The sequence below is a fragment of the Acaryochloris thomasi RCC1774 genome (genome assembly GCF_003231495.1).
In the GTDB taxonomy this organism is placed as follows: Bacteria; Cyanobacteriota; Cyanobacteriia; order Thermosynechococcales; family Thermosynechococcaceae; genus RCC1774.
This window is the reverse complement of the sequence record NZ_PQWO01000011.1, coordinates 23,411-49,676: the sequence shown is the minus strand read 5'-3', so window position 1 is coordinate 49,676 and position 26,266 is coordinate 23,411. Positions and strand designations below refer to the sequence as shown.

Below are 26,266 nucleotides of genomic sequence, written 5' to 3'. Positions count from 1 at the left end.
GGTGCTAATCGAGTTCAGCTCTCGTTTGGCTCAGCTTTTGACTACTTTCCACTAGATCGATGAAGCCTTGACGGTAGCCGCGTTGATCTTCACCTTGGGACTGTTTCGCCAACTCTAAAACGCTGGCGTAGCTGGTGTCCCCCTTCAACTCAGACTCTCGCAGCATCATGCCGAACATGGCAACGGCTGACGAAAACTTGAGATTGTCAGAAGCTGAGCCAATGGTACCGCTCCCCTCTGTGATGGGTTGGCTAATCAACTGACTCTTCCGTCCAGTGGGGGCTTTGTAGCGCAGCTTTACCTGCATCAGTTCGTCGCTGCCTGAGTCAGAGGCCTGGGGCTTTTGGTATTTGAGCGGATCAACATCCGGTAGCTCAATATCTGTCTCTACGCCAGCAGGAATCACTTCATAGAGAGCCGTCACCGTATGGCCTGATCCAATTTCTCCAGCATCTTTACGATCGTCATTAAAATCTTCCGCTCTTAGAAGCCGATTTTCATATCCAATTAAGCGGTAAGCCTGCACTTTATCAGGATTGAACTCGACTTGGATCTTGACATCTTTGGCGATGGTGAACAGGGTACTCCGCAGGTCGTGGACGAGAACCTTCTGGGCTTCGAGAATATTATCGAGGTAGGCATAGTTACCATTACCCTTATCGGCCAATAGCTCCATCTTGGCGTCTTTGTAGTTGCCGGTGCCGAAGCCCAATACAGTCAAAAAGATGCCTTCATCTCGCTTCTTCTCAATTAAGCGCTCTAGCTCTGCATCACTGGAGACGCCGACATTGAAGTCGCCATCGGTGGCTAGAATCACCCGGTTATTGCCGTCCTTGAGCAAATTTCGCTTTGCCAAGTCATAGGCTTTAACGATGCCTTCACCGCCTGCAGTGGTTCCACCGGCCTCTAGGCGGTTGATAGCCTCCATAATCTTTGTTTTCTGACTGCCGAGTGTAGGCTCCAGCACCACGCCCGCATTACCGGCATAGACGACGATGCTCACTTTATCCTGGACGTCGAGCTGCTGGACAAGCTGGCATAGCGACTTTTTGACCAGCGGTAGCTTATTAGCCTGCCGCATAGAACCCGAAACATCCATCAAAAAGACGAGATTGCTGGGTTGTTGAGTGGTCAACTCTTTCCCTTTGAGACCCACTTGGACAAGCTTATTTTTAGCGTTCCAGGGGGTTGTGGCGACCTCTGTGGTGACGGAGAAGGGCTGGTCGCCTGTGGGCTGCGGATAGTCATAGGAAAAGTAGTTAATCATCTCCTCTAGGCGCACCGCATCTTTAGGGGGGAGCTGTCCCTGGCGCACAAAGCGACGGACATTGCTGTAGGAAGCGGTGTCTACATCGATAGAGAAGGTAGATAGTGGGGCTTGAGTGGGTCGCTGAAAAGGGTTTTCGTTGATGCGATCGTATTCTTCGGTACTGAAGGTGCCCGGTGGATGAATGCGATCGATGTCCCCATTGATGGGGGGTAAAGGACGCGGAGACAAGCTGGGTTTCTGGATAGCTCTGGTGCGAGAACCGATGGCTCTAGACTTTTGTTCGGTTAGGGACTGGCTGCGACTAAAGGGAGCCGGTGCTGCTTGATTTAATTGACCAACGGTACCTCGAAGTGAAGAGGGCGAACCTCCGAAGCGACCGGGGGCAGGATAAAAACCATTCTCCCTATCAACAGGACGGGGCTGTCGCAGTGATGCCAGCTCAGTGGCGTAATTTCGCTTGAGTTTTTCCAGTAAGGCTAAATCTGCAGAGCGGAGCTGAATTTTGCTGTTTGGTGCTTGACCTGCATCGACTCGACTCACAAAGCGATTGAGGCTCTGAGCAAAGTCCAGTCGGGTCATCCCTAGCTCTGTTTGAAGCGTTTCTCCGCTGGCATAGCGCTCGAAAAGTTGCCGGAGAATCTTCACGTCAGGATGAGAAGGCAGCATCACCTCTTCATCGGTACAGGCTTTGATAGTGTGATCAGGCTGAGGTTTAGCAATCGCAGGCCCTGGGATTTGTGTCCCCAAGGCCAGTAACATAGCTGCCAATGCACTCCAGCGCGGTCCTTGACTCATCCACTGTTTTTTATTCATTGCGTTTACCCCTAAAAATCATTACTTTGGCGCTGACTGCGACGTCCCCAGATCTTGAGTCAGGCTGCAATATCTCAGGCTAATTCTAGCCGATGCTTTTTCCGCTAAGGATTCGGTTTCAAAAACGGAACAGCAGCAATTTTCAGTGAGACACCTGTGTGGCTCTTAAGATATGGCGCTAGGTATGGACAAAAAACGACTGAACTTAATTTATATTTGGGACAGCCAGGATGACTGATGATGCTTTCCCTATCGCTAAGGTGCGATCGCAAGCATTTCCCCATGAGTCAGAACCGGCATCGCTCTACAAAGGAATTCTATGGGCAAGATCTTGTTAATAGGCGCTCAGGGACAGGTAGGGCAAGTCCTCCATCAGGTTCTTTCACCGCTGGCTGAAGTGGTTGCTGTGGGCAGATCCGATCTAGACCTATTAGAGTCGGACAAGATCCGTCAGGTGATTGCCGCAACGCGTCCTGAAGTTGTGATCAATGCAGCAGCCTACACGGCAGTGGATAAGGCTGAGGCTGAGGTCGAGATGGCCTATGCCATCAATGGCACAGCCCCAAAGGTTATAGCTGAAGCAGTTCAAGAGCTGGGGGCAACGCTAATCCATCTTTCGACAGACTACGTTTTCAAGGGTGATAACAGCGTTCCTTATCTAGAGCAGGATCTTCCTGGACCGCTGGGTATTTATGGAAAATCTAAGCTGGCTGGGGAATTAGAGGTGCAGCAGGGGTGCGATCGCAACATCATTCTGCGCACCGCCTGGGTATACGGTGTATACGGCAAAGGCAATTTTGTTAAAACAATGCTGCGTCTGAGCAACGAACGTCCAGAGGTGCGTGTAGTGGCCGATCAGGTGGGGACGCCTACGTGGGCGCAGCATATTGCTGAGGCGGTGGCCCATTTAGTGCAGGCTTCTGAGAACACCAGCGATGATTTTTACGGTGTCTATCACTTTACCAACAGCGGGGTGTGTAGCTGGTACGACTTTGCGATCGCAATCTTTGAAGAAGCCCATCAACTGGCTCTGATCACTCAAAAACCCAACGTCATTCCGATTACCACAGCCGAATATCCCACAACAGCCCAACGCCCTAGCTATTCTGTGCTTAACAACAGCAAAATACGACCGTTGCTGAACGATCATCCGCCCCACTGGCGAGCAGCCTTGCGTAAAATGCTGAAGAACCTCAAGGCTCAATCCTAAAGATTAGCGGATTAGCGGCTGCAGCCACATTCTCAGAACTCACCCCGCGGATTGCTGGAAGACGTGATGCATATAACCTGCGCAGGCAAGTCCTGTTCTGACAGGCGCGAATTCTATTCGCCAGCCTCAATTCAAGATATTCCGTATCGAACCAACCGTTCGTTAATACTTATTGGTTTCAGCGCGAATCTCTTCCACCGTAATTTCTTGCTTGTCTCCGGCGAAAGGGTTGTCTTCCGTCAAAAACAACATGCAGTGACACTCATGCCGTTCGCGCATCGGCACACAAGGGCAATTCCAGTAGGTCGATTTGACCTCAGCTTCTTTGTCTTCATAGAAACGGCATGGACAGAGAGGTGCACCTAGATCTTCTTTATGCTTAGCCAGCCCCTCGATCACAACTGCCGTTGTCCCTGCATCAGAGCAGAAGTAAGTACCAGAGCGCTGGGCATAGGTTTGGGCAAACTTACGCATCGTATCAAGGCTCTTTTCGCTAGCCTGATGAGCGCCGTCAGATGCTGTATTCATGGGGATTTGCCTCCGCTCGTTGTTCAAAACTCTATGGGAATCAGCCGGTAGCTTCACCCTACCATTTTCTCTAGTGACGTCATAGGGCAGAGCACCCAGTAAAAAGGACTTCATAAACTGAAGCCCCACCAAAGAACATCGAGTCAAGCCTCAATTAAGTCACCGACTCAAAATGCTTCTTAACGTTTAGTACGCATCTTGAAGCTCATAAAAGTCAGGACTGATATAGTCCTTACGCATTGGCCAACCCACCCAATCTTCAGGCATTAGCAACCGTTTCATGTTGGGATGACCTTCATAAACGATGCCATACATGTCATAGGTTTCGCGCTCCTGCCAGTCGGCTGTTTTCCAAATCCAATAAACAGAAGGAATACGGGGGTCGGTGCGGGGCAAAAAGACCTTGACGCGCACTTCTTCAGGACGCACAACGTCGTTATCTACCTTGAGCAGGTGATACATACTGACCAGATCTTCTCCGGGTCCGGCGTCGTAGCCTGCCTGACACTGAAGGTAATTGAAGCCATCTTCTTTGAGGGCCGCACAGAGGGATAGAAGGCCATCACGATCAACCTTAATGATCTCGGTGCCCAGGTGATCAACCCCTAATGTTTCCTGCTCAACCCCCATCTGAGCCATTCGTTTTGAGATTGGCCCTGCTTCGACAATCGGCGCTTCTTGGGTTTCTTCAGTCTGGGTTTCTTCTGCTTCAGACTGCTCAGGGGATGCTTTGCTTTCTGGTGAAGAGTCTGACACGTCTGCTCCTTTGAGTGCGTTTATAAGGAAATCAAAAAGTCTGGGTCAATGTGATGCGGCCTAAGACCACTCTAAGGCACCCTTTCGCCATGCGTAGACCAAGCCCACAATCAGGATAGCGATGAAGATCAGGGCCTCAACAAAGCCTAGAACGCCTAATTTGTGGAACGCGACAGCCCAGGGATAGAGAAAGACCGTCTCTACATCGAAGACAACAAACACTAGAGCAAACATATAATAGCGGATGTTGAATTGAATCCAGGCACCGCCGACCGGCTCCATACCTGATTCATAGGTGGTGCGTCGTTCTGGTCCGCGATTACTGGGCCGCAGAACCTTAGAGGCGCTGAGAGCCAAGGCCGGGACAAGGCTGCAGAGAAGGAGAAAGCCGAGAAGATATTCGTAGCCGCTAAGAGCAAACACAGGCAGGTTGAACGTTATAGAACTTGCTAATCGCTCTTTATTATAGAGGTAGTTCTGACCGGACGTTTGTGTAAAATTTTTCAGCAGCTCTGTAAGGATGAGCTTCTATGATGTCAGTACACTGCTACGCTGCAGGAGTCTTGGTACTTTGCAAAGCTTTTCGAGTCGAGAATTTAATCAAGATGTGGACAAAGCCGAGCGAGCTGCGAAGCATGGGCCGGTATTCATAACAGACGAAGGCATTCCCACCCATGTTTTGTTGACGATAGATGAATACCACAGGCTTTCAGAGACGGGTAAAAGTCTTAGTGAGGTACTGGCGATGCCGCCAGAACTTGCAGAAGAATTGGCAAAAATTGAGTTCAATCCCGTTCGCTCGAGAGATGTAGAATTACGCGACGTAGATTTATCCTGATTTCTTCACTGTTGCCTTCACCTATATCTTTAGTGCAGTGGTGAGCCGGAGTAAGTCTCGAAGAGTGGAGCAATAGCTTGTTAGGCCAACGGTCGCAGGATTAATGGCATGAGGATAGCTAAAGTGGCGGTAGTCTAAGCAAAATCTATCCCAATCTGCCATTTGGATATTGAAAAGCTTAATCACTAGATTGGTGAGTACGGGTGAAAGATTGATTTTGAAAAAGGCTCTTTTGTCGCACACCTTACAAACCGCCTCAATAAATTCATTCACGGTCATGCTTCGACTCCCCAGCACCAGTCGATCGCTAGGCGCAGCCTCTGGATGCTGCACTAGGTAACAGATAACTTGGGCAATATCTCGACCATGAATAAAATGGAAACTCCCCTCCATCTTAAAAAAGCGCAGTAAGCTGGCCCATCGCATCACTTCAGGCAAACCACCTGACAGGTGAGAGTCTGGCTTGTTTTCATCGCCTCCGAATACCAGTGTCGGAAAGACGGTCACAACTTTAGGTGTCAACTCTAACTGCTGCAGTTGCTCGAAGCATTGATACTTAGAGCGAATGTAATCCGTTCCAATTTCTCCTGCCTGAGGTAATAACTCCTCTTCTCGGCTGAGAATGCTGGCGGTGGAAAAGTACAGCACCTGCTGGCACACCTGCGGATCGAGTTGCTGAATTAGCTCTAGTGTTTTAGTGACGTTGAGGTCAAAGGTCTCTACCGGGTCCCCCCAAGCCGTTGCAGTGAGGATGGCCTGATTGATGGTCGGCAGCAACTCCTGCAGGGGCGAAAGGTCTCGCAGATTTACCGTGAGAACGTGAACGCCAGGACGAGCACTCACGTCGATCTTCAGCTTGGCCGGATCACGAACCAAGAGAAATAGCTCGTGATCGGTTTGCTGAATCAGCGCTTCACAAATATAGTGACCAATACAGCCGCTAGCCCCAGTAACTAAAACCCGCATGGGGCGTTAGTAGCTCATCTGCTTCACGGTCTCAAAAAAGAACGCCACGTTCTCTTCTGGGGTCGTGGGCAAAACACCGTGACCGAGGTTCATGATGTGGCCTTTGTTGCCTGCTTTTTTAACGATGTCGTGGATGCGATCGCAAATAAACTCCTGCGACCCATAGAGCACACCCGGATCCATATTGCCCTGCACCATCATCTCTGACCCTAAACGCTTCCGGGCCTCCGCCATATCCACGGTCCAGTCCACGCTGATGATATCGACGCCAGACTTGGCCATCCGCTCCAGAATCCCAGCACTGCCGCTGGCGAGGGAAATCAACGGCGTATCAGGGTGAGTCTGGCGCACCTGCTCCACCACCTGTTTTTGATAGGGCAAAGCAATCGTTTCAAAATCTTGAGGGCTAAGCTGACCGGCCCAGGAATCAAACATCTGTACCACCTGCGCGCCACAGTCGATCTGGTGACGAACGTAAATCGCAATGGAATCTGCAATCTTACTCAGTAGCGCATGGAGAACCTTCGGCTCATTGAACGCCATACTCTTAATAATTGAGTAGTTTTTCGAGCCTTTCCCTTCTACCGCGTAGGCCGCCAACGTCCAAGGCGCACCGACAAAGCCAAGGACCGTAGACTGATCGCCTACCTCATCTCGCAGCGCCTTGAGAATGGGACGAATAAAAGGAACGGACTCATCAGGCTCTAGATCATGGATCTGATTAACCTGCTCCATTGTTCGAATCGGATCGGCAATAATCGGTCCCTTGCCCTCTGCGATATCCATCTCGATGCCCATGCCCGGCAGCGGCGTCACAATATCAGAGAACAGAATCACACCATCGGGCTGAAAAGACTTCCAAGGCTGCAGCGACACCTGAATTGCCACATCAGGGATCTCAGAGCGCTCTCGAAACGTCGGATACTTTTCTCGCAAATCTCGATAGGCCTTCATGTAGCGACCGGCCTGTCGCATCATCCACACAGGCGGGCGATCGACAGATTCACCACGGGCAGCCCGCAGCAGCAGAGGAGCATTCTGAGAAGAGCCGGACATACGAGTGATTTCTCCTTAATAAAAAAATGAGCGGCGAATATAAAATATCAAAGCCACCACAGCAAGAACGGCTGAAACCGACCCCATCTAGTTTAGGCTTGATCGTCGACCTTTGCGCCCATCCCCACAAAACAAAGCAGAGGCGACGAAAGCTGTCACGACGCAGCCCCACTCCGTTGATTCCGCAGCAACAAACCGGATCGAACAAGACTTTATAGCAGTCCCCGGCTGAGTTAGGACAGCCCTTCCTTGGCATAGATGGGTTCAGATATTTTTATGCCCTAATCAGTACGTGTACCGCTTTAACATCAGGTTAATATTAAGTTAAGTGTTGCCATAACGTTCTGTAGATATGCCCGGTAAAGCACAAAGAGCCGTTTTTCTATGACCCTAATTTGGCTGAGCATCGCAAGTGCCGTGGGTTGGTTTATTAGTTCAGTGGCGGGCGGGGGAAGCTCTCTGATTTTAATCCCCATGATCAGCCTGTTCCTCGGCACGGCAGCGCTAGCGCCCGTGATCACAATTGGCGGCATCTTTGGCAATACAGAGCGAGCTTATGTCTACCGGCAGCATGTAGATTGGCAGGTGCTCCGATGGGATATTCCGGGCGCAGTCGTTGGAGCGGGCCTGGGGGCTTTTACCTTCACGAGACTCCACGTAGAATGGCTCGGGATTTTAGTGGCGGTATTCCTGCTGCTGTCAGCCTATAGCTATGCCTTCAAGGGAGAGTCCACCTCTTTTGAAGTGAAGGCCTGGTATTTTTTGCCCGCCAGCTTTGTCTATGCCTTTCTGTCTGGCGTAATTGGCAGTATGGGGCCGCTGCTAGTGCCGTTTTACCTTAATTATGGGCTACAGAAAGAAGCGCTCTTGGCGACGCAATCAGCCACCCGAGTCTTAATACACGGTGTAAAGCTGATTGCCTATGCTGCTTTTGGAGCACTGACTCAGGCCCATATCGGCTATGGCGTTTTGATTGGTCTGGCAGCATTTCCAGGCAACTGGCTAGCTCACATTGTTTTAGAGCGGATTAGCGAACAACGCTTTCGCCAGCTTGTCACGTCGTTTGTCATGGTGAGCGGGGTACTGTTGCTCTGGCAGCAGCGGAGCCTGATCAGCGGCAACCTGATGATGGCAAGAATAGTGCTGGGGTACGGCTAAAGCAACAGACGGGCCCTCAGCTATACCCCTGTATAACAGATCGTTGATTTACACAATAAAACTTACTTCCGCAAAAATTAACGCAAGTTTAGATAAAGCAACACTGAATACGGTCAAACAGCCGGTTTACGTCAGCAGTAGAGATCGGCTCGTAAATCTATTCTTAAGAATATCCTTTTGCCATAGAATATGTAGGCAATACCGTTGACAGTCGTCTTTTTTCACTGTAGAGAATATTTCTATAAATGCACAGACAAGGCCACTATTTACAGTTCAATTTACACAGAAAAAACGCTGACTAGTAGGTTCATTGACAATGATCTTTATTCGAGATAGTTATTTTTACACGGGGAGATTAAACTACATGAGTCTTAGGCAGTAGGTCTCTAGAACTCTTTTCCTCCATCGCCTTTCCCTCATCCCTTTGATGGAAAAGTCTCAAATAAGAATGCATCTAAGTTCTGACTCGCTGTTATTGTCGATAAGCAAGAGGATAGGGCAAGACAAGGAGTACCAGTTAGAGCATCTAGCTGAGTAGAGATTCATGTTAAATCGATATTGCAGCCTACCTTTGTGTGTATTAGAGGTATTTGGTTGGTGCGTGAAATGAAAAATCTTTCATTGGCAAAACATGGTTCGCTGAAGCATTTAGATTTCTCTCAGAGCAATGGTTCGCTGGGTTCTATACTTTTTTCCCAGAGATCTCTGAACATAGGGAAAAATATTGGGAGTTCATCAAATAAATTATCGACGAAGCATAAGGTTAATCTGAATTCTTTAGAGCCAAATCTAGATAACATTTTCAACAAGAGTAAGGAACTGACTGGCTCACGAGATTTTGATGATTTTCAGGCCTCTTTTGACGATCTTCAGACTTCTATTCGAGAGTTTATTGATGCGTTTAGACGGTCTAGCCCCAGGAGACCCTTTGTTCCGAGATCTTTTAGGTTCAAGACACGCAGTCTCGACGGCTCAGGCAACAACCGCTTTGACCGATCCTTGGGTCAGGTGGGGACTCAGTACTCCCGCAATACCGACGCCAACTACGCTGACGGTCTGAGTGAGGTGCTAGAAGGCCCAGACCCTCGGTTTATCAGCAACCGCATCTTCTCAGATTTGGGCCAAAATCTGTTCTCTGAGAATGGTGTCTCACAGTGGGCTGGCTATTGGGGGCAGTTTCTAGATCACACTTTTGGCCTCAGACAGTCTGGGGATGAGGATGCTGCCTTACCCTTCAATAATGGTGATCCACTTGAAGGGTTTCAAAATGATTTGGGTTCTATCCGATTTTTGCGATCGCAACCCGCCCCCGGCACAGGTGAGACAACACCCCGAGAGCATGTGAACACCGTCAGCTCCTTCATTGATGGGTGGGCCATCTATGGCGGCACCGAAGAGCGTCTAGAGTGGTTGCGGGAAGGTCCGGTGGATGGTGACTTAAGCAACAACAGTGCGCGTTTACTATTGACAGCAGATGGCTTTCTCCCATTGGCGACCGCCCGAGGAGACGCTGATGCCGCCCCTATGATGGAATTAAATGGACGGCTGAGGGGTACCCCCGATCAGCGCGTAATCGCAGGCGACGTGCGGGCCAATGAGAATATTGCGCTAACGTCAATTCATAACCTGTTTGCCCGCGAGCACAACCGGATTGTTGATGCACTGCCTCAGCATCTGAAAGAAGAAACTAAGTTTCAAATTGCTAGAAAAGTTGTAGGTGCCGAGCAGCAATACATTACCTATAACGAGTTCTTACCAGCACAGGGCATCGAGCTGGATAAATACAAAGGGTATGACGCCACCGTCGACCCCAGCATTACAAATGAATTTGCGACGGTTGGCTATCGCGCCCACAGCATGATCCATGGCCGCATTACCGTTGACGCTGAGGCAGACCGATTCTCTGCCGATGAGTTAGCCTCCTTTGAAGCGAGAGGGCTAGGCGTGATGCAGACTGACGATGGCGTCTCACTCGCCATTCCACTGAATTTAGCCATTGGCAGCCCATCTTTAGTCGCTGATATTGGCCTGGATCTAATGCTTGAGGGGCTTGCAGCTAGGCCCCAATATAAAAACGATGAGCAAATTGATAATCAACTCAGGAGTATTCTCTTCCAGTTGCCGTCGAATCCGTCAGAGGATCTGGATGGACCTGGGGTGCCTGGAAATTTCTCTACAGTCCTTGATTTGGGCGCGATTGATATTCAACGGGCCAGAGATCATGGCATTCCCCTATATAACGACCTCCGTGAAGCCTATGGCTTAGAGCGAATCGACTCTTTTACTGACATTACCGGTGAGGCCACCGATGAGTTCCCTGATGACCCTGACATCGATCCGCTTGATCCCCTAAATGACCCCGATATTTTGCGGTTTGACACCATCCTCGATAAGAATGGGATTGAGCTTGAGCAAGGCACCCGCGAAGGGCAAACGCAGGCCGTTACCGGCATCCGTAAAACAACTTTGGCCGCTCGGTTGAAAGCCATCTACGGCGATGTTGATAACGTGGATGCCTTTGTGGGCATGGTATCTGAGGAGCATCTAAAGGGATCTGAATTTGGTGAGCTACAGTCAGCCCTTTGGGAAGATCAGTTTGAGGCGCTGAGGGATGGCGATCGCTTTTTCTACAAAAACGATCGGGCTTTAGACCAGATTGAGAAGAGGTTCGGAATCAGCTACCAGCGCTCGCTGGCTGACATCATTGCTGACAACTCTCTAGTGGAGGCAGGGGATCTGCAGGGCAATGTGTTCAAAGTTGCTGATAATCCTGGAGCTGAGCTGGTTTCTCCGAGCCAAGGCGGAATCGTCGGGTAAGCAAACGCCAGAGTTCAAGCTGCTGAAAGGTATAGAGAGGTGGACAATCTTTCTACCTTTCAGCAGCCTGCAGAGTCTTTTTCTCTATGAGCATCACAAAAACTCACATAACCTCTACAGAAAAAAGCCCCTCCATCTAAATCTATTGTTAAGAGTTTGCTCCTGCAAAGGAATATGTAAATCCTAGTGTTAACAATCATCATTTTCCATAGCGCTTAACCTAAATTTCCAAGAGGGAAATGAGATATTTAGTAATTTGAAATACATTTAATCAATGTGTCTGTGAACTGTTTGGTTAGATACCTTGAAATGCCGCATTGACAATATTTCTTTTTTGAGATAATTTTCTCCTAAGCAAGAAAATTAGATCTTGTGAACCTTGCCGACTTTAGTTTCCTGCGGCTTTTGATTGAAATACTCAAAATACATATTTACTTTTTAGCTTTATGAGAAGTGCTTGATTTATATAGGCTTCTTAGCAGATATGCATCGCATAATCTTCTGACTAAGTCTAGGGATCTCCAAAAATATCTGCTTTGAGATTTTGAAGCTTCTGCAATTAAGGCATCTTTCCTATAGACCAAGAAAAAGTTTAGACACAAGGTTATTACGTCTGATCAAGAATATTAGAGAATAGATATACTGATACTAGAAAGACCTTGTCTCTATTCTCAATAATTTAGTTAATCCTAGAGGCAATTTGTTTATGAATCTCGATACCGATTCTACTCTGCTCACATTTGCGTTAGTGGATGCAGAAACAGATCAAGTTGTTGCAGGCTATGAAGACTTAGGTGCTAGTCCTGAACTCAACTTAAATGACCTTGATCTAAAACGATTTAGCCTAATTGCCCGGGTCAACCCTAAACATCCAGATGCTGATTCTGTTGAGAGTGTGGTGTTTGAGTCCAATTTTGGAAACAGAACTGAAAATGTGGCTCCCTACGCTCTGTTTGGCGATCTCAAGGGTGACTTTAGAGGTCGTAGCCTCAGTGTCGGAGACTTCGCAATCAAGGCAACGGCCTACACCCAAGATCGAGGAAGAGGAGATGCGATCGCAACCCTTGATCTCGAATACACCGTTAGCCCCAGTGGAACCCTTGAGCTAGATATTCGTAGCCTAGACGGTTCAGGCAATAACCTCTCTGATCCCTCCCTCGGGCAGGTCAACACAAACTATTCCCGCAATACTGAAACGAACTACGCCGACAGCATCAGTGAACAAGTCGAAGGGCCAGACCCTCGATTTATTAGCAATCGCATTTACTCAGACCAAGGGGTCAACCTATTTTCTGAAAATGGCGTCACTCAGTGGGCTGGGTATTGGGGACAGTTTCTTGATCACACCATCGGTCTCAGGCAAGAAGGTACTGAAGATGCACCCATCACTTTCGATACGGGCGATCCTCTAGAGGAATTTCAGAACGACTTTGGCTCCATTCGGTTTCAGAGATCGCAGCCCGCACCAGGAACCGGTGAGACAGGGCCGCGAGAGCAGGTGAACGTCCTCAGTTCCTTCATTGATGGCTGGGCAATCTACGGCGGCAGCGAAGAGCGACTGGAATGGCTCAGAGAAGGCCCCGTCGATGGCGACTTGAGCAACAACGGAGCGCGTCTGCTGCTTGAGGATGGGTTCTTGCCCACCGCTGAGGCTCGAGGGGATGCCAGCTCTGCACCCACAATGGATCTCTTCGGAAGGCTGATGGGTACGCCGGATCAGCGCATTATTGCCGGAGATGTCCGAGCCAATCAGTCCTTGCCTTTAACGACAATCCATACGCTATTTGCGCGCGAACATAATCGCATTGTTGATGAGCTGCCCGACTTTTTGGGCGAAGAAACCAAGTTCCAGATTGCCCGCAAAGTCGTCGGTGCTGAGCAGCAATACATTACCTACAAAGAATTCTTACCTTCACAGGGCATCGATTTAGATGCCTATGAAGGGTATGATGCCACCGTTGATCCCAGCATTACGAATGAATTTGCGACCGTTGGCTTCCGGGCCCACAGCATGATTCATGGCGAAATTGAGATTGAGACAGAGGCGGATCGCTTCTCTGCTGAGCAGCTAGAGTCCTTTGAAGCACAGGGGATAGAAGTGGAGCTGGTGGGGGATGAGGTCGAAATTGCCGTTCCGCTCAACGTGGCGATCGGACAACCGGCACTGGTGGAGGAGATCGGCATCGATCTATTGGCTTCTGCCCTAGCTGGCGAGGCTCAGTACAAGAATGACGAGCAAATCGACAATCAGCTAAGAAGTGTACTCTTCCAGGTGCCCTCCAACCCAGACGGCAAGTTGGATGGGCCTGACTTGCCCGAAAGCTTCTCAACGGTAGTAGATCTGGGCGCACTGGACGTTCAGCGAGGTCGAGATCACGGCATTCCCCTCTATAACGATCTCCGTGAAGCCTACGGCTTAGAACGGATCAACTCGTTTACTGACATTACCGGCGAAGCCACTGAGGAGTTCCCCAACGCTCCTGATATCGATCCCCTAGATCCCCTCAACGACCCTGATATTCTGCGGTTTGACACCCTGCTTGATAATGAAGGGAATGTGATTCCTGACCCCGATGCTGAAGGTGCTCCAGACGCTGTAGAGGGCATTCGAGCAACAACGCTGGCGGCCCGATTGAAGGCCATCTACGGCGATGTCGATAATATTGATGCATTTGTGGGCATGGTCTCGGAGGAGCATCTAGCGGGTTCCGAGTTTGGTGAGCTGCAGTCAGCCCTCTGGACGGACCAGTTTTCAGCCCTGCGAGACGGCGATCGGTTCTTCTATGAAAATGACGCTGATTTAGCCAACATCGAGCAGCGTTTCGGCATCAGCTATCAGCGCTCACTCTCAGACATCATTGCTGACAACTCTCTAGTAGAGCCAGGGGATCTACAGGGTAATGTGTTCAAAGTTGCGGAAGGACCCGAGGCTGGCTTTGCCTTTCCTGGATCGAATGGAGCTATCGGATAAGGGAAGTAGCTATCCAATAGCTAACACGTTGGTTAGGCGGGCCTGCCGCTGAGAAGGAGCACTTTTGGAGGGGGCTCGCCAACTTGAAAGTTTCTGTTAGGAGACTATTCTCCTGACAAAAACTTTCGGCTGCAGCGTTTGTGCCGCAGAATAAGGGACTCCCCAATAGCGACCGGTTTATATTTTGTATTGTCGCTATTCTCAATAACTGTCACAATGCAATGTCTGCATATCGACCAATAATTTATACACAATGGAACAACAAGATCAGTATTCGATTGCCCCTCCTCGAAACATAGAGAGCATTCAAAAAAGCTATAACAGTGATGCTCAAAGAATGCGTGCTAAATCAGCGCAGGTCCGTCTCGCAGCGAAACGCAAAGCTGAAAGAGATGCAGCACAAAGGGCTGCTCTTGAGAAAATCCCCCCAGAGCATCGGATTTGAGTTGTATAAGCTAATGAGACCCATTCTCTGAAACATAGTCACGGCTGGGTTGCGAACACCTACCTCTCGCCAGATGCATAAAGCTTATTTACCCATAGGATTACTTGTCGTTACGGTCTTGCAGGTGGCTTTCCCAGCCTATTCTGTACCACACCCGCCTACTGGATGGCGGCTGAACGGCAACCGCTTGGAATGCACCTACAAGCTAACGAACTTTATTGAGTCAGTGGCTTTTGTAGAGGAGCTTGTGATGCCTGCCGAAGCCGTCGGCCATCACCCTGATGTGGTCATTGCCTATGGTCGGGTGTCGCTGTCGCTGACGACCCATGATGCCGATGGGTTAACCGATTTAGATTGGATGCTGGCGCGGGAAATAGATGCGATTGCGACCCAACAAAACCCTCCCCTCCAGTGCCAGCCCCAGCCTTAGGAAACGTCTAGGTCGTGGTCCGTGAAGAGTGCTGAGCGGAGCTAAGGCCACTGAGTCCCCCCATACTCATCTGGTTATAAATCGCCTGCGTCGGGGCCAGCCAAACGCGTCCTGTGCCTCGGAAGGTTTGCAATAATCCTTCACCGCTCGACAGACTGCCAAACATACCCTTCGAAGACTTCTCAACGCTGAAGTCAATGCGGCCAGAACGCATCAGCGCAAAGTTGCCGTCTACCTGCAGCGTCTCGTTGTTAAGATGCACGCACCGCACCTCACTGGCCGGAACCGGCAGCTCAAAAACCGCAATACCGGAGCCGCGAACTTGGGTTTGAAACAGTCCTTCACCCCCCAGTAGGGCCGAAGAAACGTTCTTTTGCATGGCCACCCCCACCGAAAGAGAGGCTTCACTGCAGTAAAACAGACCTCGATCGGCAATAATCTCTTCGTTCCTGAGGTTGTAAATTAGAAAGTCACCAAAGGATGGCTCTAAATACACAGAGCCGCTGCCCTGATAGCGAGGCATAAAGGCAGTCTCATTGGTGAGCATTTTCTTCAGCATGGCTTTGCCCAATCCCCCCACGCCCCCGACAGGATTCTGCAGCTCGATATGACCATGCAAATAGTGGAGCGCACCGGCTTCAACGATGGCTTCACTCTGATTGAGGGTGAGGCATACCTGCTTGAGCTTCAGATCGGTCTGATTAGCAAAATAAACAGCCTGAGCTGTTCGCGGATCGTTACTTCCAGCGAGGGTCTTGTATCCGAGAATGTCTACCTTAAAGCCCTGATTGCTAGCGGAATCAATCAGCACCATATTCTGCTTTTTGCCAGTAGCCTCAGCAGGGGAACCGGACGCAGTCGAAAGAGGATCTTGCATGGTGAAAGTCGTTCAAGCGGCATATGTAAAGATGGCCCTAGGGTACCCAGCTTTTTCTTTCACCTTAGGGAGTCTGGAGAATTGAAATGTTCTGCAATCTTTAGTTATTGCGGGTCTTTTTCGCCTCAGCTTCGCGCGAAATCACCTCGCCGACGTCTTGGGCGGCCTCTTCAGCAACATTCCAGTTGATCACCTGCGAGAAGTGAGTCCAGAGGGGAACACCTGCATGGGTGATAAAGGACGCGGCGACGGCACCGAGGCCAAAATAAAAGATATTTCTGATCATTTAGGGTTTTCCTCCATCGTTCTCAGCATCAATCATGCTAAGGCTCTTGAATAAAGAGCTATTTCTCTAGATTTCTCCTCAGCTCTACATCACTCAATTGCGCGAGAGCCTGAGGATGTGAATTTTGACGAGAGAGGAGACCCGGTCGTTCCCGACTCGTACAGGGTGGAAGCACCTCATTGCTGAGGTAAGGTAGGTGGGGGTATTTTGCCAGGACCAATGTCTTGCGCCCAACTGTCGTCAGGGAGACACCGTTTTTGAGTCAGTCGCTATTTGAACCGTTTCAGCCGCTGGTTGCGATCGCAACAACCCCGCAGGCAGCCACCACCCTACAGCCAATTTGTCAGCTCACAGGCGCAATCCTATGGGTTCCTGAAACCTTGGCAGATCAAGCAAATGTTCAGGTCTATTCAGGATCTTTAAGAGATCATCTCGCCACGCTCTGGCCTCAGCACCGAGGGTTCATTTTTGGTCTCGCCACGGGCGCAGTGGTGCGTCTGATTGCGCCCCTACTAGAGCATAAGTCTCAAGATCCCGCCGTGCTGGTGGTGGAGGAACAAGGCCAGTCCGTCATTAGTCTTTGCAGCGGTCATTTAGGCCATGCCGATCAGCTCACGCGATTGATCGCCTCCCAGATCGGCGCAACGTCCATCATTACTGGCACTTCAACGCGCAGCCAGTTGCCCAGCCTAGATCTGCTGGGTCAGCCCTTCGGCTGGCAGCGAGGAGCCGGAGACTGGAATCAGGTCAGTGGCGCGATTGCCCGCCAGCAAAGCGTTGCCGTTGTTCAAGAATCAGGATCCAAACTCTGGCAGGCACATCTGCCCGCTGAACACCCTTTTGTGTTTGCCGATCCGCCTGGAGATGCGCCTCAGGTTTGCATTACCCATCGAGCGGCTGCGTCAGATTTACCCATCGTTCGCTGGCATCCGCGGGTGCTGTGGGTAGGCATCGGCTGTGAACGAGGAACGTCCCGCGCACTGATTGAGCAGGGGATTGAGCAGGTGTTTCGAGAATTTGGGCTAGCGATGGATGCGATCGCATCCATCACCACCCTCGATCTCAAAGCAGACGAAGCCGGACTTCTAGAGCTTTGCCAAGATCGTAACTGGCCGCTCCAGTGTTTTGCCCCCGAGGTGCTGCGGGGCGTAGAGGTGCCCACCCCTTCTGAGATTGTCGCCGCCGAAGTCGGAACCCCCAGTGTCGCAGAGGCGGCAGCTTTATATGCAGCCCAGGTCCAGGCTGGGTCTCTAGAAGCAGAGTCCCTCAAGGCAGAGCCAGCCACGCTGATTGTGCCCAAGCAAATCATTCGTAATGCAGAGGAAGCAGGGGCAGCAACAGTTGCGATCGCGTTGTCTCCCCTAGAGTTCACAGGACGGCAGGGAAGGCTTTATCTCGTGGGCACGGGACCGGGTTCCCTGGACCAAATGACGCCAGCCGCACAGACCGCCATCGTCCAGGCTGATGCCGTGATCGGCTATTCGCTCTACATGGATCTTGTCCAGTCTCGCCTCCGTCCCGGTCAAATGATTGAGACCTATCCGATTACCCAAGAACGCCAGCGGGCGCAGCGGGCTATTGCCCTGGCTAACTGGGGTCTAACGGTGGCCATGATTTCTTCGGGAGATGCAGGCATCTACGGGATGGCGGGCCTGGTCTTAGAAGAACTAGAGCTGCAGAACTGGGACGGTCGAGCCCCCGCCGTCGAGATTTTTCCGGGGGTCTCGGCGCTACAGGCAGCGGCATCACGGGTGGGAACGCCGCTGATGCACGACTTTTGCGCCATTAGCCTCAGCGATCGCCTGACCCCCTGGGAGGTAATTGAGAAACGGCTGCAGGCTGCTGCTGCTGCTGACTTTGTGACGGCGCTGTATAACCCGCGATCGCAACTCCGGGTCGAGCAGTTGACCATCGCCCAAACCATTATGCTGGAGCATCGAGATCCCAACACGCCGGTGGCGGTGGTGCGGTCGGCCTACCGCGAGGATGAGGCCACACAGCTAACAACGCTAGGCCAGCTCCATACGGTCACAGTGGATATGTTGACGACGGTACTAATTGGCAACGGCAGCACCCATACCTATCAAAACTGGATGATTACGCCGAGAGGCTATTTAAATTCGCCACAGGCTTCATAGGTTCATCACTTTCAGAAAGTAAAATAAGGTTTATATAATATTTTTAGAGACAAGTCGCTCATTCTGTGGCGTGTGGCTTAACCCTATCGGTTATCCTCACCAGCACTTGAACGGCGATTTTAATTCTGCTGTTGCCCGAGAGATTTATGATGTCCGGTTTTCGTCGCTATCCCCTTGTTATTCAAGCTCTGCTGCTAGGACTTGCGGCAGTAACGGTATCCGGGCTATCAAGCTGTGACAGCACCCCCAACTCGATCACCCGCAGTCCTGACGCTGGTTCAAGCGCGAGTCCCAGCCGCAATATCCCCCGTCCACCTAACCTAACGGGGCCTAACACCGCATTAGATCCTTTATCGCAACCGACTCAACTGCCCGTGCCGTCCTCTGGTGCTCAACCCCCGTCTAACTCTAAAGCCCTGCCGCTCCCGAACAGCGGAGCTGCAGCCTCTCGGAATCCGCTTCTTCCAGGCGGCATCCCTGCAGGTACGCCAGAACTACCCACGGGTGGAGCAGAGCTGCCCAGCACCCAGCCTTCTTCTGGTGTGGCTCAAGAACTCGCTAGAGCCAGGGCCGCGCTGGCACAGCAAACTCAACTCCCTCCTCAGCTTTCACCGCCGACTGCCTCCAGTCAGGCTCCAGCTACAGCTTTACCGGCACCAGCGCCTCGTCCACCTGCGTCGGCTGTTCCGTCGGGTGCAGGTGCTCCAGCCCCACTTCGAGATACGTCCGGTTTGACCGAGGAGGCAAAAGCACTCAGCCAACCCGTCAGCCGTAACGCCCCGCCTCCGGCCCCCTTACCAGCAGCGTCTACCTCTCTACCTTCGATTACCTCTAACTCCTTACCCTCTATGGACTTTGAGTCTTCAGGCTCTGCCGCATCTGGGCCAAATCGTTCGCGTGGCTCCAATACTGGCAACCGTTCAGCAAGAAGCGCCAATCCTTCGGGTCTGCGGACGGCTGAATATGTATATAACCCTGCGACCGGGAGCTACGGTCCAGGTAACTAATGGCTGGTTTCGGTTCTCGATTGGCTAGGCCGTTTGGATAGCTGTTTTGATCTGTTGCGATCGCAACAGATATTCCTCCTGAGTTAGCACCGGTTCTGCCCCACCCACTTCAATTTCTCCCTCCAGTTCAATCCAAGAGCGACAGCCACTGTAAGCATCGCGGTAGGGAATATTGATCGGCTTCGCTAACGCATAGACACGCAACAGCAAAACAGAGAGGGGCTGCTTCGGCTTCCATTTAAACCGTTCATAGGCAAACGATTCAGTCCAGAGGTGGTAAGGCATCAGCGCTTGAAGCGGTTCTAACTCACTCACCTGCAGCACATCCGTAATTTGAGCCCAGGCAGATAGAGCGATCTGACCCGGCGTGGGATCTTGCGGGATAGCGATATTGGGTTTTAAGAGTTGCGATCGCTGATGCTCATAGGTTGGGTAAAGCAGCACCCGAATATGGGGCACCGTGAACCTTGCCTCACGAATGCCTCCCTTTCGCAGCAGCAGGATCGTGTCTCCAGCCAACAGTGCCTCGATCACGACCGCCCACTCTTTTAATGCATTCGAGATCACAGCCATACAGCTATTCTCCAGTAAATCAATCGCTATAGCGGTACGGGCATTGATTGGACTCAATAGCGATGCCCCATCTATCACAGAGAAAAGCTCTCCGAACTCATCTAGGTACTGCTGTCGTGCCAAATTTAGCCCAGGCCACCAACCCTACTGAGAGCAAATATACGGCACCGAGAGAACCGCAATCAATGATCAAAGACGGTATTAATTTCGCTACCTTGAGAAAGACTCACGATATATTTTTTTTATGGCAACCTATCTGATTACAGGCACAAATCGAGGCATTGGCCTAGAGTACTGTCGACAACTACAGCAGCGGGGTGACACCGTGATTGCAGCCTGTCGCAGCACTTCATCAGAACTGGAAGCGCTGGGTATTCAGATTGAAACGGGTATAGATGTCACCTCAGATACCTCCGTGACCGACTTAGTTCAGTGCCTCGGTGGACGCCCCATTGATGTACTGATCAATAACGCTGGTATCGTCGAGCGCACAAACCTAGAGAATCTTGACGCTGATAGCCTCCGGCGGCAGTTCGAAGTCAATGCCATCGGTCCGCTAAGGGTTACCCGTGCGCTATTACCCAACCTCAATTCAGGGGCAAAAGTAGCCTTGATGACCAGCCGCATGGGATCCATCGACGATAATACCTCGGGTGCCTCCTACGGCTACCGGATGTCTAAAGTGTCGCTCTGCATGGCAGGCAAATCTTTAGCGCATGACCTCAAACCCAAAGGGATCGCCGTCGCCATTCTGCACCCTGGTTTAGTCCAAACTCGAATGACCAACTTTACGACCAACGGCATTACAACAGAGACCTCCGTGCAGGGATTGCTGGCGCGCATTGACCAACTAAACCTTGAAAATACCGGTACCTTTTGGCACGCTAATGGAGAGCGTTTGCCCTGGTAACCGCACCGTTTTACAAACATGATTCATAAATAAAGGCGTGTGGCAAATCACCAAGGCGTGTAGTGAATTACATCATCAAAGATTCGCGCCCATGTAAACTACGGCTGTAGAATAATCATCTGTGGCAGAATGAATCTTGTTGACTTCAATGTAGAGAGCCAATGGGAACAAGGATTTCAGGGATCTATCTCCATTGCAAACAACGGTCAAAACTCATTAGATCGGTGGACACTAGAATTTGAAGCCCCCTTTGAAATCACACAGATTTGGGATGCAGAAATCATCAGTCAAAACAGCAACCGCTACGTTGTTCAGTATTTAGACTGGAACCAGAACATCGCCTCAGGTGATGCCGTCTCGTTTGGCTTTATCGGTCAAGGTGAGACCACGACTGAACCCAGCGGCTACACACTGAACGGAGAAGATATAGAGTCTCCAGGAACGCCCCCGACGCCCCCAGCGCCCCTACCCTCCTCACCTTTGCCTCAGCTTTCTATCGGGGATGTCATTGTTTCAGAGGGGGATGGTGCGGCGGTCTTCAGAGTAGAGCTAGCAGAGGCTAGCGAAGAGCGCGTCACCGTTGGATATGCCACCCGCAATGACACGGCCACTTCAGGCAGTGACTTTAGGCGCACCAGTGGCAGGCTAGTCTTCCGGCCCGGACAAACCTCTAAGCTCATTCGGGTCAACTTATTCGATGACAACATTAGTGAATCGGACGAGACTTTCTCTTTGAGACTCAGGCGTCCTCGCAATGCTGAGTTTGGGGATCAAACGTTTGGAACCGCGACGATTCAAGATGACGATGCCGCACCGCCCCCGATTGATCCGCCCACGCCTGCCCCTGGGCCAAATCCACCGACGCCAAATCCTCCTCAAGCTGTAGAGTTTAACTATGGCGAGGCGCTGCAAAAGTCTTTTCTTTTCTATGAAGCCAACCGCTCCGGTCCGCTTCCCAGAGACAACCGCATTGCTTGGCGCAGTGACTCTACCCTTACAGACGGCAGTGATGTCGGTCGTGATTTAACCGGCGGCTATTTTGACGCAGGTGACCACGTCAAATTCGGCTTCCCGATGGCGGGGGCGATGACCATGCTGGGGTGGGGCGTCAATGAGTATCGAGGAGCCTATCAGCAAAGTGGTCAGCTAGATGAAGCCTTAGACGCGATTAAATGGGGCACTGATTACATTCTCAAGGCTCACGATTCTAGCCCCAACGGAACACGCGCATTTTGGGGACAGGTGGGAGAAGGCGGCTCTGACCACGCTTATTGGGGATCTCCTGAGTCGTTACCTGCGCCCAGAACTGCATTCAAAATTGATGCCCAAAACCCCGGTTCTGACCTTGCGGGCGAGGCAGCGGCAGCCTTAGCGGCGGCATCCACGATTTTCCGGCCCACCAATCAAGCCTACGCAGATGAATTACTCACCAATGCGGAGCAGCTCTTTGAGTTTGCCGATACCTATCGCGGCAAATATTCTGACTCCATCCCGGATGCCTCTAATTTCTATAACTCCTTTAGCGGCTTCAATGACGAGCTAGTTTGGGGAGCCACCTGGCTGTATAAGGCAACGGGGGATGAGGCTTACTTGGATAAAGCCGAAAATCTCTACGAAGGCGTCAATCAAGACTGGACCCAGGACTGGGACAACAAATCGGCTGGCGGTGCCATCTTGCTGGCTCAAGCAACGGGTAAGGATATCTACAGAAATGATGTCGAAGCCTGGCTAGACAACTGGACACCAGAGGGAGGTTCCGGGGTGACCTACACAGACGGTGGCCTAGCATGGCTCAGTCAGTGGGGTTCGCTGCGACACAGCGCCAATACGGCTTTCTTGGCTGGGATTTATAGCGATACCGTCAATGATAAAAACGGGCAGTACGATCAGTTCTCCAGAGATCAAATTGATTACATTTTGGGCGATAACCCCAATGACTTCAGCTATCTGGTTGGATTTGGCGATGATTTTGCCCGCAATCCTCACCACAGAGGAGCGTCAGGGACTAACGATGTTAACGCTCCACAGCCCAACGAACACACGCTATATGGTGCCCTCGTGGGCGGTCCTTCTTCGCCCAGTGATGATGGCTACCAGGACATCCGCTCAGATTTCATCGCGAATGAGGTTGCCCTTGACTACAATGCGGGCTTCACAGGTGCGGTCGCTCGTCTTTATGGTGACTTGGGTGGCGATCCGCTCAGTGATGCAGAACTAAATGCCCTTCCTAGTATTGAGGCTCCGTCGGCAGCGATTGTTTAACAGTCTGCTATCTAGCAACTGCTAGATTTGATGTCTAGTGGGGTCATGCCAACGATGAAGCCGTGAATGACCACAACTTAGATTTTGAGAATTGCGATCGCACCTCCCCAATCCTCATTTACGCCCTGAGCGGAACCATCCTGATCAAAATTCAAGCGCACCTTCCCAAAAGCTAAACCTGTAGGCAACTCGGTTTGATAAGTGCCATTGAAAACACCCTGCTCATTCAAGCTGCCAGTTAGCGTGACACGTCGAGGATCTATCCCACCTGAAACCACCTTGATCGTGATGCGATCGCCTTGAACCTGAGCGTCAACAACTTGCCCCGCATGATTCCCGCAGGCCAGCTTAAACTCAGTGGGATTATCCAGAAAATTGACCAGCCCCATAACTGTTTTATCGACAGAGGCAGTGCTGGCGAGATTCGGCGATGAATTCAGCATCCTGGGGCCAATCACCAAGCCAGAGATCACCATTGCTGAGATTGCGATGGCCGAAGGCCAATCAGAGACTATCGCAGTTCCCACTTGAGGGGAAGGCAACAAACCCCGTCGCCACAGTTTTGCCGTGCGTTTCAACTGCAGAACTGAGCTGCCATACTTTGCCCTATCTCGTAAATAGAATTGGATAAAGAAGGGTAGAGTCTTATCCGCAAAAAAGTGAGTACGATAGTCCCCTGTGCCGAAGAACCCTTGCTTGCGTCGCAGTAACCGGGGATGCAGCTTACTGGTCGGCAGGTGATTCTTGCCGTTTAAAATAGCCCTAAATGTTTGGGGCATCCAAGAGGTTTGATCGAGGTGGGCTTTGATCTGTTGACTAACTTGCGTAACGGAAGCACCTGTAACGCAGTCATCTAAAAGTGTATAAATCTGCTGAGAAAGCCGTTCAAACTCAGGAAAGCCTCCTCCGACCATCCTGAGATTTTGTAACCGTCGATAGTAGTTAGAGCGGTCTATAGTTTGGGCGCGATCGCTCGTCAGTTTCACTAATTCCAGGTACGCACCCAACAGCCACAGCACTGAAAACGGTTGCCAGAGCCGATAGTCTGCAAATGATCTGTAGGCATTGGCAACTAGATGATCATTGGCTTGAATAAATCCCAGCGTCATCTCCTCGACGGGTTTGAAAAAAGAAGCAGAATAGTCACCTGTCTTGTGCGCGGCCAGTAAACGGTCTGCCAGCAACGATGTACAAGACAACGATGTATAAAGTCCCTTTGAAAATAGCGGATCGATGAATCCTGCCGCTTGGCCGAGGAGACAGTTGCGATCGCCCACCACTTGCTTGACGCTGTACTGAATCCGTCCGGTTCGCGTCCAGTCCCTTACTGCCTTGGCCTGCGTAAACTGAGCAGCAATACCAGGGAAGCGCTCAATAAATTGATAAAACTCTGCTTCAGGACTGAGTTCAGATTGCTGGGGATGCACTCGAGGATCTAGCATCAGACCCACACTGCAAAGCGGGTTCGTCGATTTCGCATGGTTATTGAAGGGAATTACCCACAGCCAGCCCCCCTCAAAGACATGGTGCAGAGTTCCTTCAGACAATTGAAACGGAAGCTGATAGCTCTCTTTGGTTGCACTCACCTCGTGGTAGCAAGGCACCTCAACCATGTGTGTAAAAATCGCCCGCGAGTGGGTTGGTAGATCATGATGACGTAGATCGAATTTCTCAGCTAACAGCGACCGGAAACCGCCAGCATCGACAACATACTCCGCCTGAAACTCTTGTTCTCTATCCGTAGTCAACTGCACACCATCAGCATCAATATGAACAGACTGGATATTGGTCTTCTGCAAAACCTTCGCTCCATAGCGGATAGCGACCGTCATCAAAAAATAATCGGTATCCTGCCGGTAGAGATGGAGTTCGTGGCCGTGGGGCTGCTTGGGAATCACTGCCTGCAGCGTATGATCTCTGTTGAAAGGTTGGTCTTCGGTATGGTGTGCGTAGCTAAAGTGGCGCTTAACGCCGTGGGAAGTACCGATGTGTTCGAAATAATTTTCAGAACTGAAGTAGGCGAGTTCTGGAACATCGTAGAACTCCGCCATTGACCGCATGATCTCGGAGGTTTCCAGGATCATGGATTCTCCGATGGCGAACTTGGGGTGACTACTGGCCTCAAAGAGAATCACCTTTTGGCCTTGGCGGGCTAGAATCGACGCCAGAGTTGAACCGGCGATACCGGAGCCAATAATCGCTACGTCAAATTGATTGTTGTTCGGTTTCATAGTTCATCTCTGGAGAAAACAGCAGGGGCACTGTAACGAGTGCTGTTGAGTTCTTGTCTCGTTGAAGATTGAGTCAGATTAATGCTTGAACTGGGTCGGTAGCCTGCTCATACAATAAGTTGATATTCATGCGACGGGAATAGCCAAAAATGCGGCTCAATGTTTCAAAAATGCACCACTCGAGGAAAGTCCTTCTCGTTAGATGGGCCAAATTTCATCAATATTTGCTGTAACCAGATGTCGTTAACTTGAACAAGCAAAAAGGGGCCAAGGGGAGGAATGCAGAAGAGGTCGCTGATTTATGTAAGAGGTCTAATATTTAGCCCGTAATTAGGCCGAACACAAAGCTACCGAGGGCTAAAAAGAAACCAATCCCCCAGGCGAAACTGCGGAACGGTGTGATGCCTGCGGCATAGAAAAAGAAATGTAGCCCCCGCGTGACGGAAAAAGCGATCGCAGCAGATTGAGTCCAGGTATTTGAGATGTTTGCGATCGCAGCCGTCAGAACAAGAGGGGCAAACAGAGCTAAACCCTCAACATGGTTGCGGACATTGCGAGCCAAACGACCCGTCAGTGCCGTCGCTTCTTTAAAGCTATAGCCTTGCTCTCGGTTTGATAAAGCGTATTTGGCTCCACCCGTTATATCAAGCTGAAGCTGTTGAACCAAGATCGCAATCCACAAGATTGCAGTGACGCTCAATAGAGACCAGAGTTCGATTGTCAT

21 protein-coding genes are annotated in these 26,266 nt (G+C 50.8%); 10 read left to right on the top strand and 11 right to left on the bottom strand.

Features of this window, described 5'->3' with window-relative positions; translation table 11 throughout:
• Positions 1 to 4 precede the first annotated feature (4 nt).
• Positions 5 to 2,083: a vWA domain-containing protein gene (locus C1752_RS16780; protein ID WP_233501669.1), complete on the bottom strand. Its 2,079-nt coding sequence runs from the start codon at positions 2,081 to 2,083 to the stop codon at positions 5 to 7.
• A gap of 319 nt (positions 2,084 to 2,402) precedes the next feature.
• Between C1752_RS16780 and rfbD the strand changes: the two genes are divergently transcribed.
• Positions 2,403 to 3,293 carry a dTDP-4-dehydrorhamnose reductase gene (gene rfbD / locus C1752_RS16775; protein ID WP_110987207.1) on the top strand — a complete coding sequence of 297 codons (891 nt, stop codon included), beginning with the start codon at positions 2,403 to 2,405 and terminating at the stop codon, positions 3,291 to 3,293.
• Positions 3,294 to 3,455: 162 nt separating this feature from the next.
• Here the strand turns inward: rfbD and C1752_RS16770 are convergent, their stop codons facing one another.
• From C1752_RS16770 to C1752_RS16760, 3 genes are all read right to left on the bottom strand, one after another.
• Positions 3,456 to 3,821, bottom strand: coding sequence for a ferredoxin-thioredoxin reductase catalytic domain-containing protein (locus C1752_RS16770; RefSeq protein WP_110987330.1), 366 nt, complete (start codon positions 3,819 to 3,821; stop codon positions 3,456 to 3,458).
• 186 nt (positions 3,822 to 4,007) lie between these two features.
• On the bottom strand, positions 4,008 to 4,577 hold the full coding sequence (locus C1752_RS16765) for an NAD(P)H-quinone oxidoreductase subunit J (protein ID WP_110987206.1): 570 nt from the start codon (positions 4,575 to 4,577) through the stop codon (positions 4,008 to 4,010).
• A gap of 60 nt (positions 4,578 to 4,637) precedes the next feature.
• Positions 4,638 to 5,000, bottom strand: coding sequence for an NAD(P)H-quinone oxidoreductase subunit 3 (locus C1752_RS16760; RefSeq protein ID WP_110987205.1), 363 nt, complete (start codon positions 4,998 to 5,000; stop codon positions 4,638 to 4,640).
• A 148-nt stretch (positions 5,001 to 5,148) separates the two neighbouring features.
• Between C1752_RS16760 and C1752_RS16755 the strand changes: the two genes are divergently transcribed.
• The gene (locus C1752_RS16755; RefSeq protein ID WP_199464427.1) at positions 5,149 to 5,415 is read left to right on the top strand and encodes a type II toxin-antitoxin system prevent-host-death family antitoxin; all 267 of its coding nucleotides are present in this window, start codon (positions 5,149 to 5,151) and stop codon (positions 5,413 to 5,415) included.
• A gap of 21 nt (positions 5,416 to 5,436) precedes the next feature.
• Here C1752_RS16755 and C1752_RS16750 read toward each other — a convergent pair whose 3' ends face one another.
• Together C1752_RS16750 and hemE are read right to left on the bottom strand one after the other, a co-directional pair.
• Positions 5,437 to 6,381 (bottom strand): NAD-dependent epimerase/dehydratase family protein, encoded by a 945-nt coding sequence (locus tag C1752_RS16750; protein WP_110987203.1) that lies wholly within the window; start codon positions 6,379 to 6,381, stop codon positions 5,437 to 5,439.
• Between the two features lie 6 nt (positions 6,382 to 6,387).
• Positions 6,388 to 7,437, bottom strand: a complete 1,050-nt coding sequence (gene hemE / locus C1752_RS16745) for a uroporphyrinogen decarboxylase (protein WP_110987202.1) — start codon at positions 7,435 to 7,437, stop codon at positions 6,388 to 6,390.
• Positions 7,438 to 7,821: 384 nt separating this feature from the next.
• Between hemE and C1752_RS16740 the strand changes: the two genes are divergently transcribed.
• The 4 genes from C1752_RS16740 (at position 7,822) to C1752_RS16720 (ending at position 15,258) form a co-directional block, all read left to right on the top strand.
• Positions 7,822 to 8,595 (top strand): sulfite exporter TauE/SafE family protein, encoded by a 774-nt coding sequence (locus C1752_RS16740; protein ID WP_110987201.1) that lies wholly within the window; start codon positions 7,822 to 7,824, stop codon positions 8,593 to 8,595.
• Between the two features lie 606 nt (positions 8,596 to 9,201).
• Positions 9,202 to 11,412, top strand: a complete 2,211-nt coding sequence (locus tag C1752_RS16735) for a peroxidase family protein (protein ID WP_110987200.1) — start codon at positions 9,202 to 9,204, stop codon at positions 11,410 to 11,412.
• 706 nt (positions 11,413 to 12,118) lie between these two features.
• Positions 12,119 to 14,383, top strand: coding sequence for a peroxidase family protein (locus C1752_RS16730; RefSeq protein WP_110987199.1), 2,265 nt, complete (start codon positions 12,119 to 12,121; stop codon positions 14,381 to 14,383).
• Between the two features lie 518 nt (positions 14,384 to 14,901).
• On the top strand, positions 14,902 to 15,258 hold the full coding sequence (locus C1752_RS16720; RefSeq protein WP_110987329.1) for a 4a-hydroxytetrahydrobiopterin dehydratase: 357 nt from the start codon (positions 14,902 to 14,904) through the stop codon (positions 15,256 to 15,258).
• 7 nt (positions 15,259 to 15,265) lie between these two features.
• On the opposite strand, the gene C1752_RS16715 is transcribed toward C1752_RS16720, so the two are convergent.
• Together C1752_RS16715 and C1752_RS16710 are read right to left on the bottom strand one after the other, a co-directional pair.
• The gene (locus C1752_RS16715; RefSeq protein WP_110987197.1) at positions 15,266 to 16,135 is read right to left on the bottom strand and encodes an AIM24 family protein; all 870 of its coding nucleotides are present in this window, start codon (positions 16,133 to 16,135) and stop codon (positions 15,266 to 15,268) included.
• Positions 16,136 to 16,235: 100 nt separating this feature from the next.
• A complete protein-coding gene (locus C1752_RS16710; RefSeq protein ID WP_110987196.1) occupies positions 16,236 to 16,421 on the bottom strand; it encodes a hypothetical protein in 186 nt (61 codons plus the stop codon).
• A gap of 257 nt (positions 16,422 to 16,678) precedes the next feature.
• Between C1752_RS16710 and cobJ the strand changes: the two genes are divergently transcribed.
• Both cobJ and C1752_RS16700 read left to right on the top strand, forming a co-directional pair.
• A complete protein-coding gene (cobJ, locus tag C1752_RS16705; RefSeq protein WP_110987195.1) occupies positions 16,679 to 18,559 on the top strand; it encodes a precorrin-3B C(17)-methyltransferase in 1,881 nt (626 codons plus the stop codon).
• Positions 18,560 to 18,708: 149 nt separating this feature from the next.
• On the top strand, positions 18,709 to 19,566 hold the full coding sequence (locus tag C1752_RS16700) for a hypothetical protein (RefSeq protein WP_110987194.1): 858 nt from the start codon (positions 18,709 to 18,711) through the stop codon (positions 19,564 to 19,566).
• A 24-nt stretch (positions 19,567 to 19,590) separates the two neighbouring features.
• On the opposite strand, the gene C1752_RS16695 is transcribed toward C1752_RS16700, so the two are convergent.
• Positions 19,591 to 20,262, bottom strand: a complete 672-nt coding sequence (locus C1752_RS16695) for a DUF1802 family protein (RefSeq protein WP_233501665.1) — start codon at positions 20,260 to 20,262, stop codon at positions 19,591 to 19,593.
• 121 nt (positions 20,263 to 20,383) lie between these two features.
• On the opposite strand from C1752_RS16695, the gene C1752_RS16690 reads away from it, so the two are divergent.
• Together C1752_RS16690 and C1752_RS16685 are read left to right on the top strand one after the other, a co-directional pair.
• Positions 20,384 to 21,049, top strand: coding sequence for an SDR family oxidoreductase (locus C1752_RS16690; RefSeq protein ID WP_110987193.1), 666 nt, complete (start codon positions 20,384 to 20,386; stop codon positions 21,047 to 21,049).
• Between the two features lie 129 nt (positions 21,050 to 21,178).
• On the top strand, positions 21,179 to 23,311 hold the full coding sequence (locus tag C1752_RS16685; RefSeq protein WP_110987192.1) for a glycoside hydrolase family 9 protein: 2,133 nt from the start codon (positions 21,179 to 21,181) through the stop codon (positions 23,309 to 23,311).
• A gap of 77 nt (positions 23,312 to 23,388) precedes the next feature.
• Here the strand turns inward: C1752_RS16685 and C1752_RS16680 are convergent, their stop codons facing one another.
• Entirely contained in the window at positions 23,389 to 25,542 is a 2,154-nt protein-coding gene (locus C1752_RS16680) for an NAD(P)/FAD-dependent oxidoreductase (RefSeq protein ID WP_110987191.1), read from the bottom strand.
• Positions 25,543 to 25,861: 319 nt separating this feature from the next.
• The gene (locus C1752_RS16675) at positions 25,862 to 26,266 is read right to left on the bottom strand and encodes an MAPEG family protein (RefSeq protein ID WP_158535118.1); all 405 of its coding nucleotides are present in this window, start codon (positions 26,264 to 26,266) and stop codon (positions 25,862 to 25,864) included.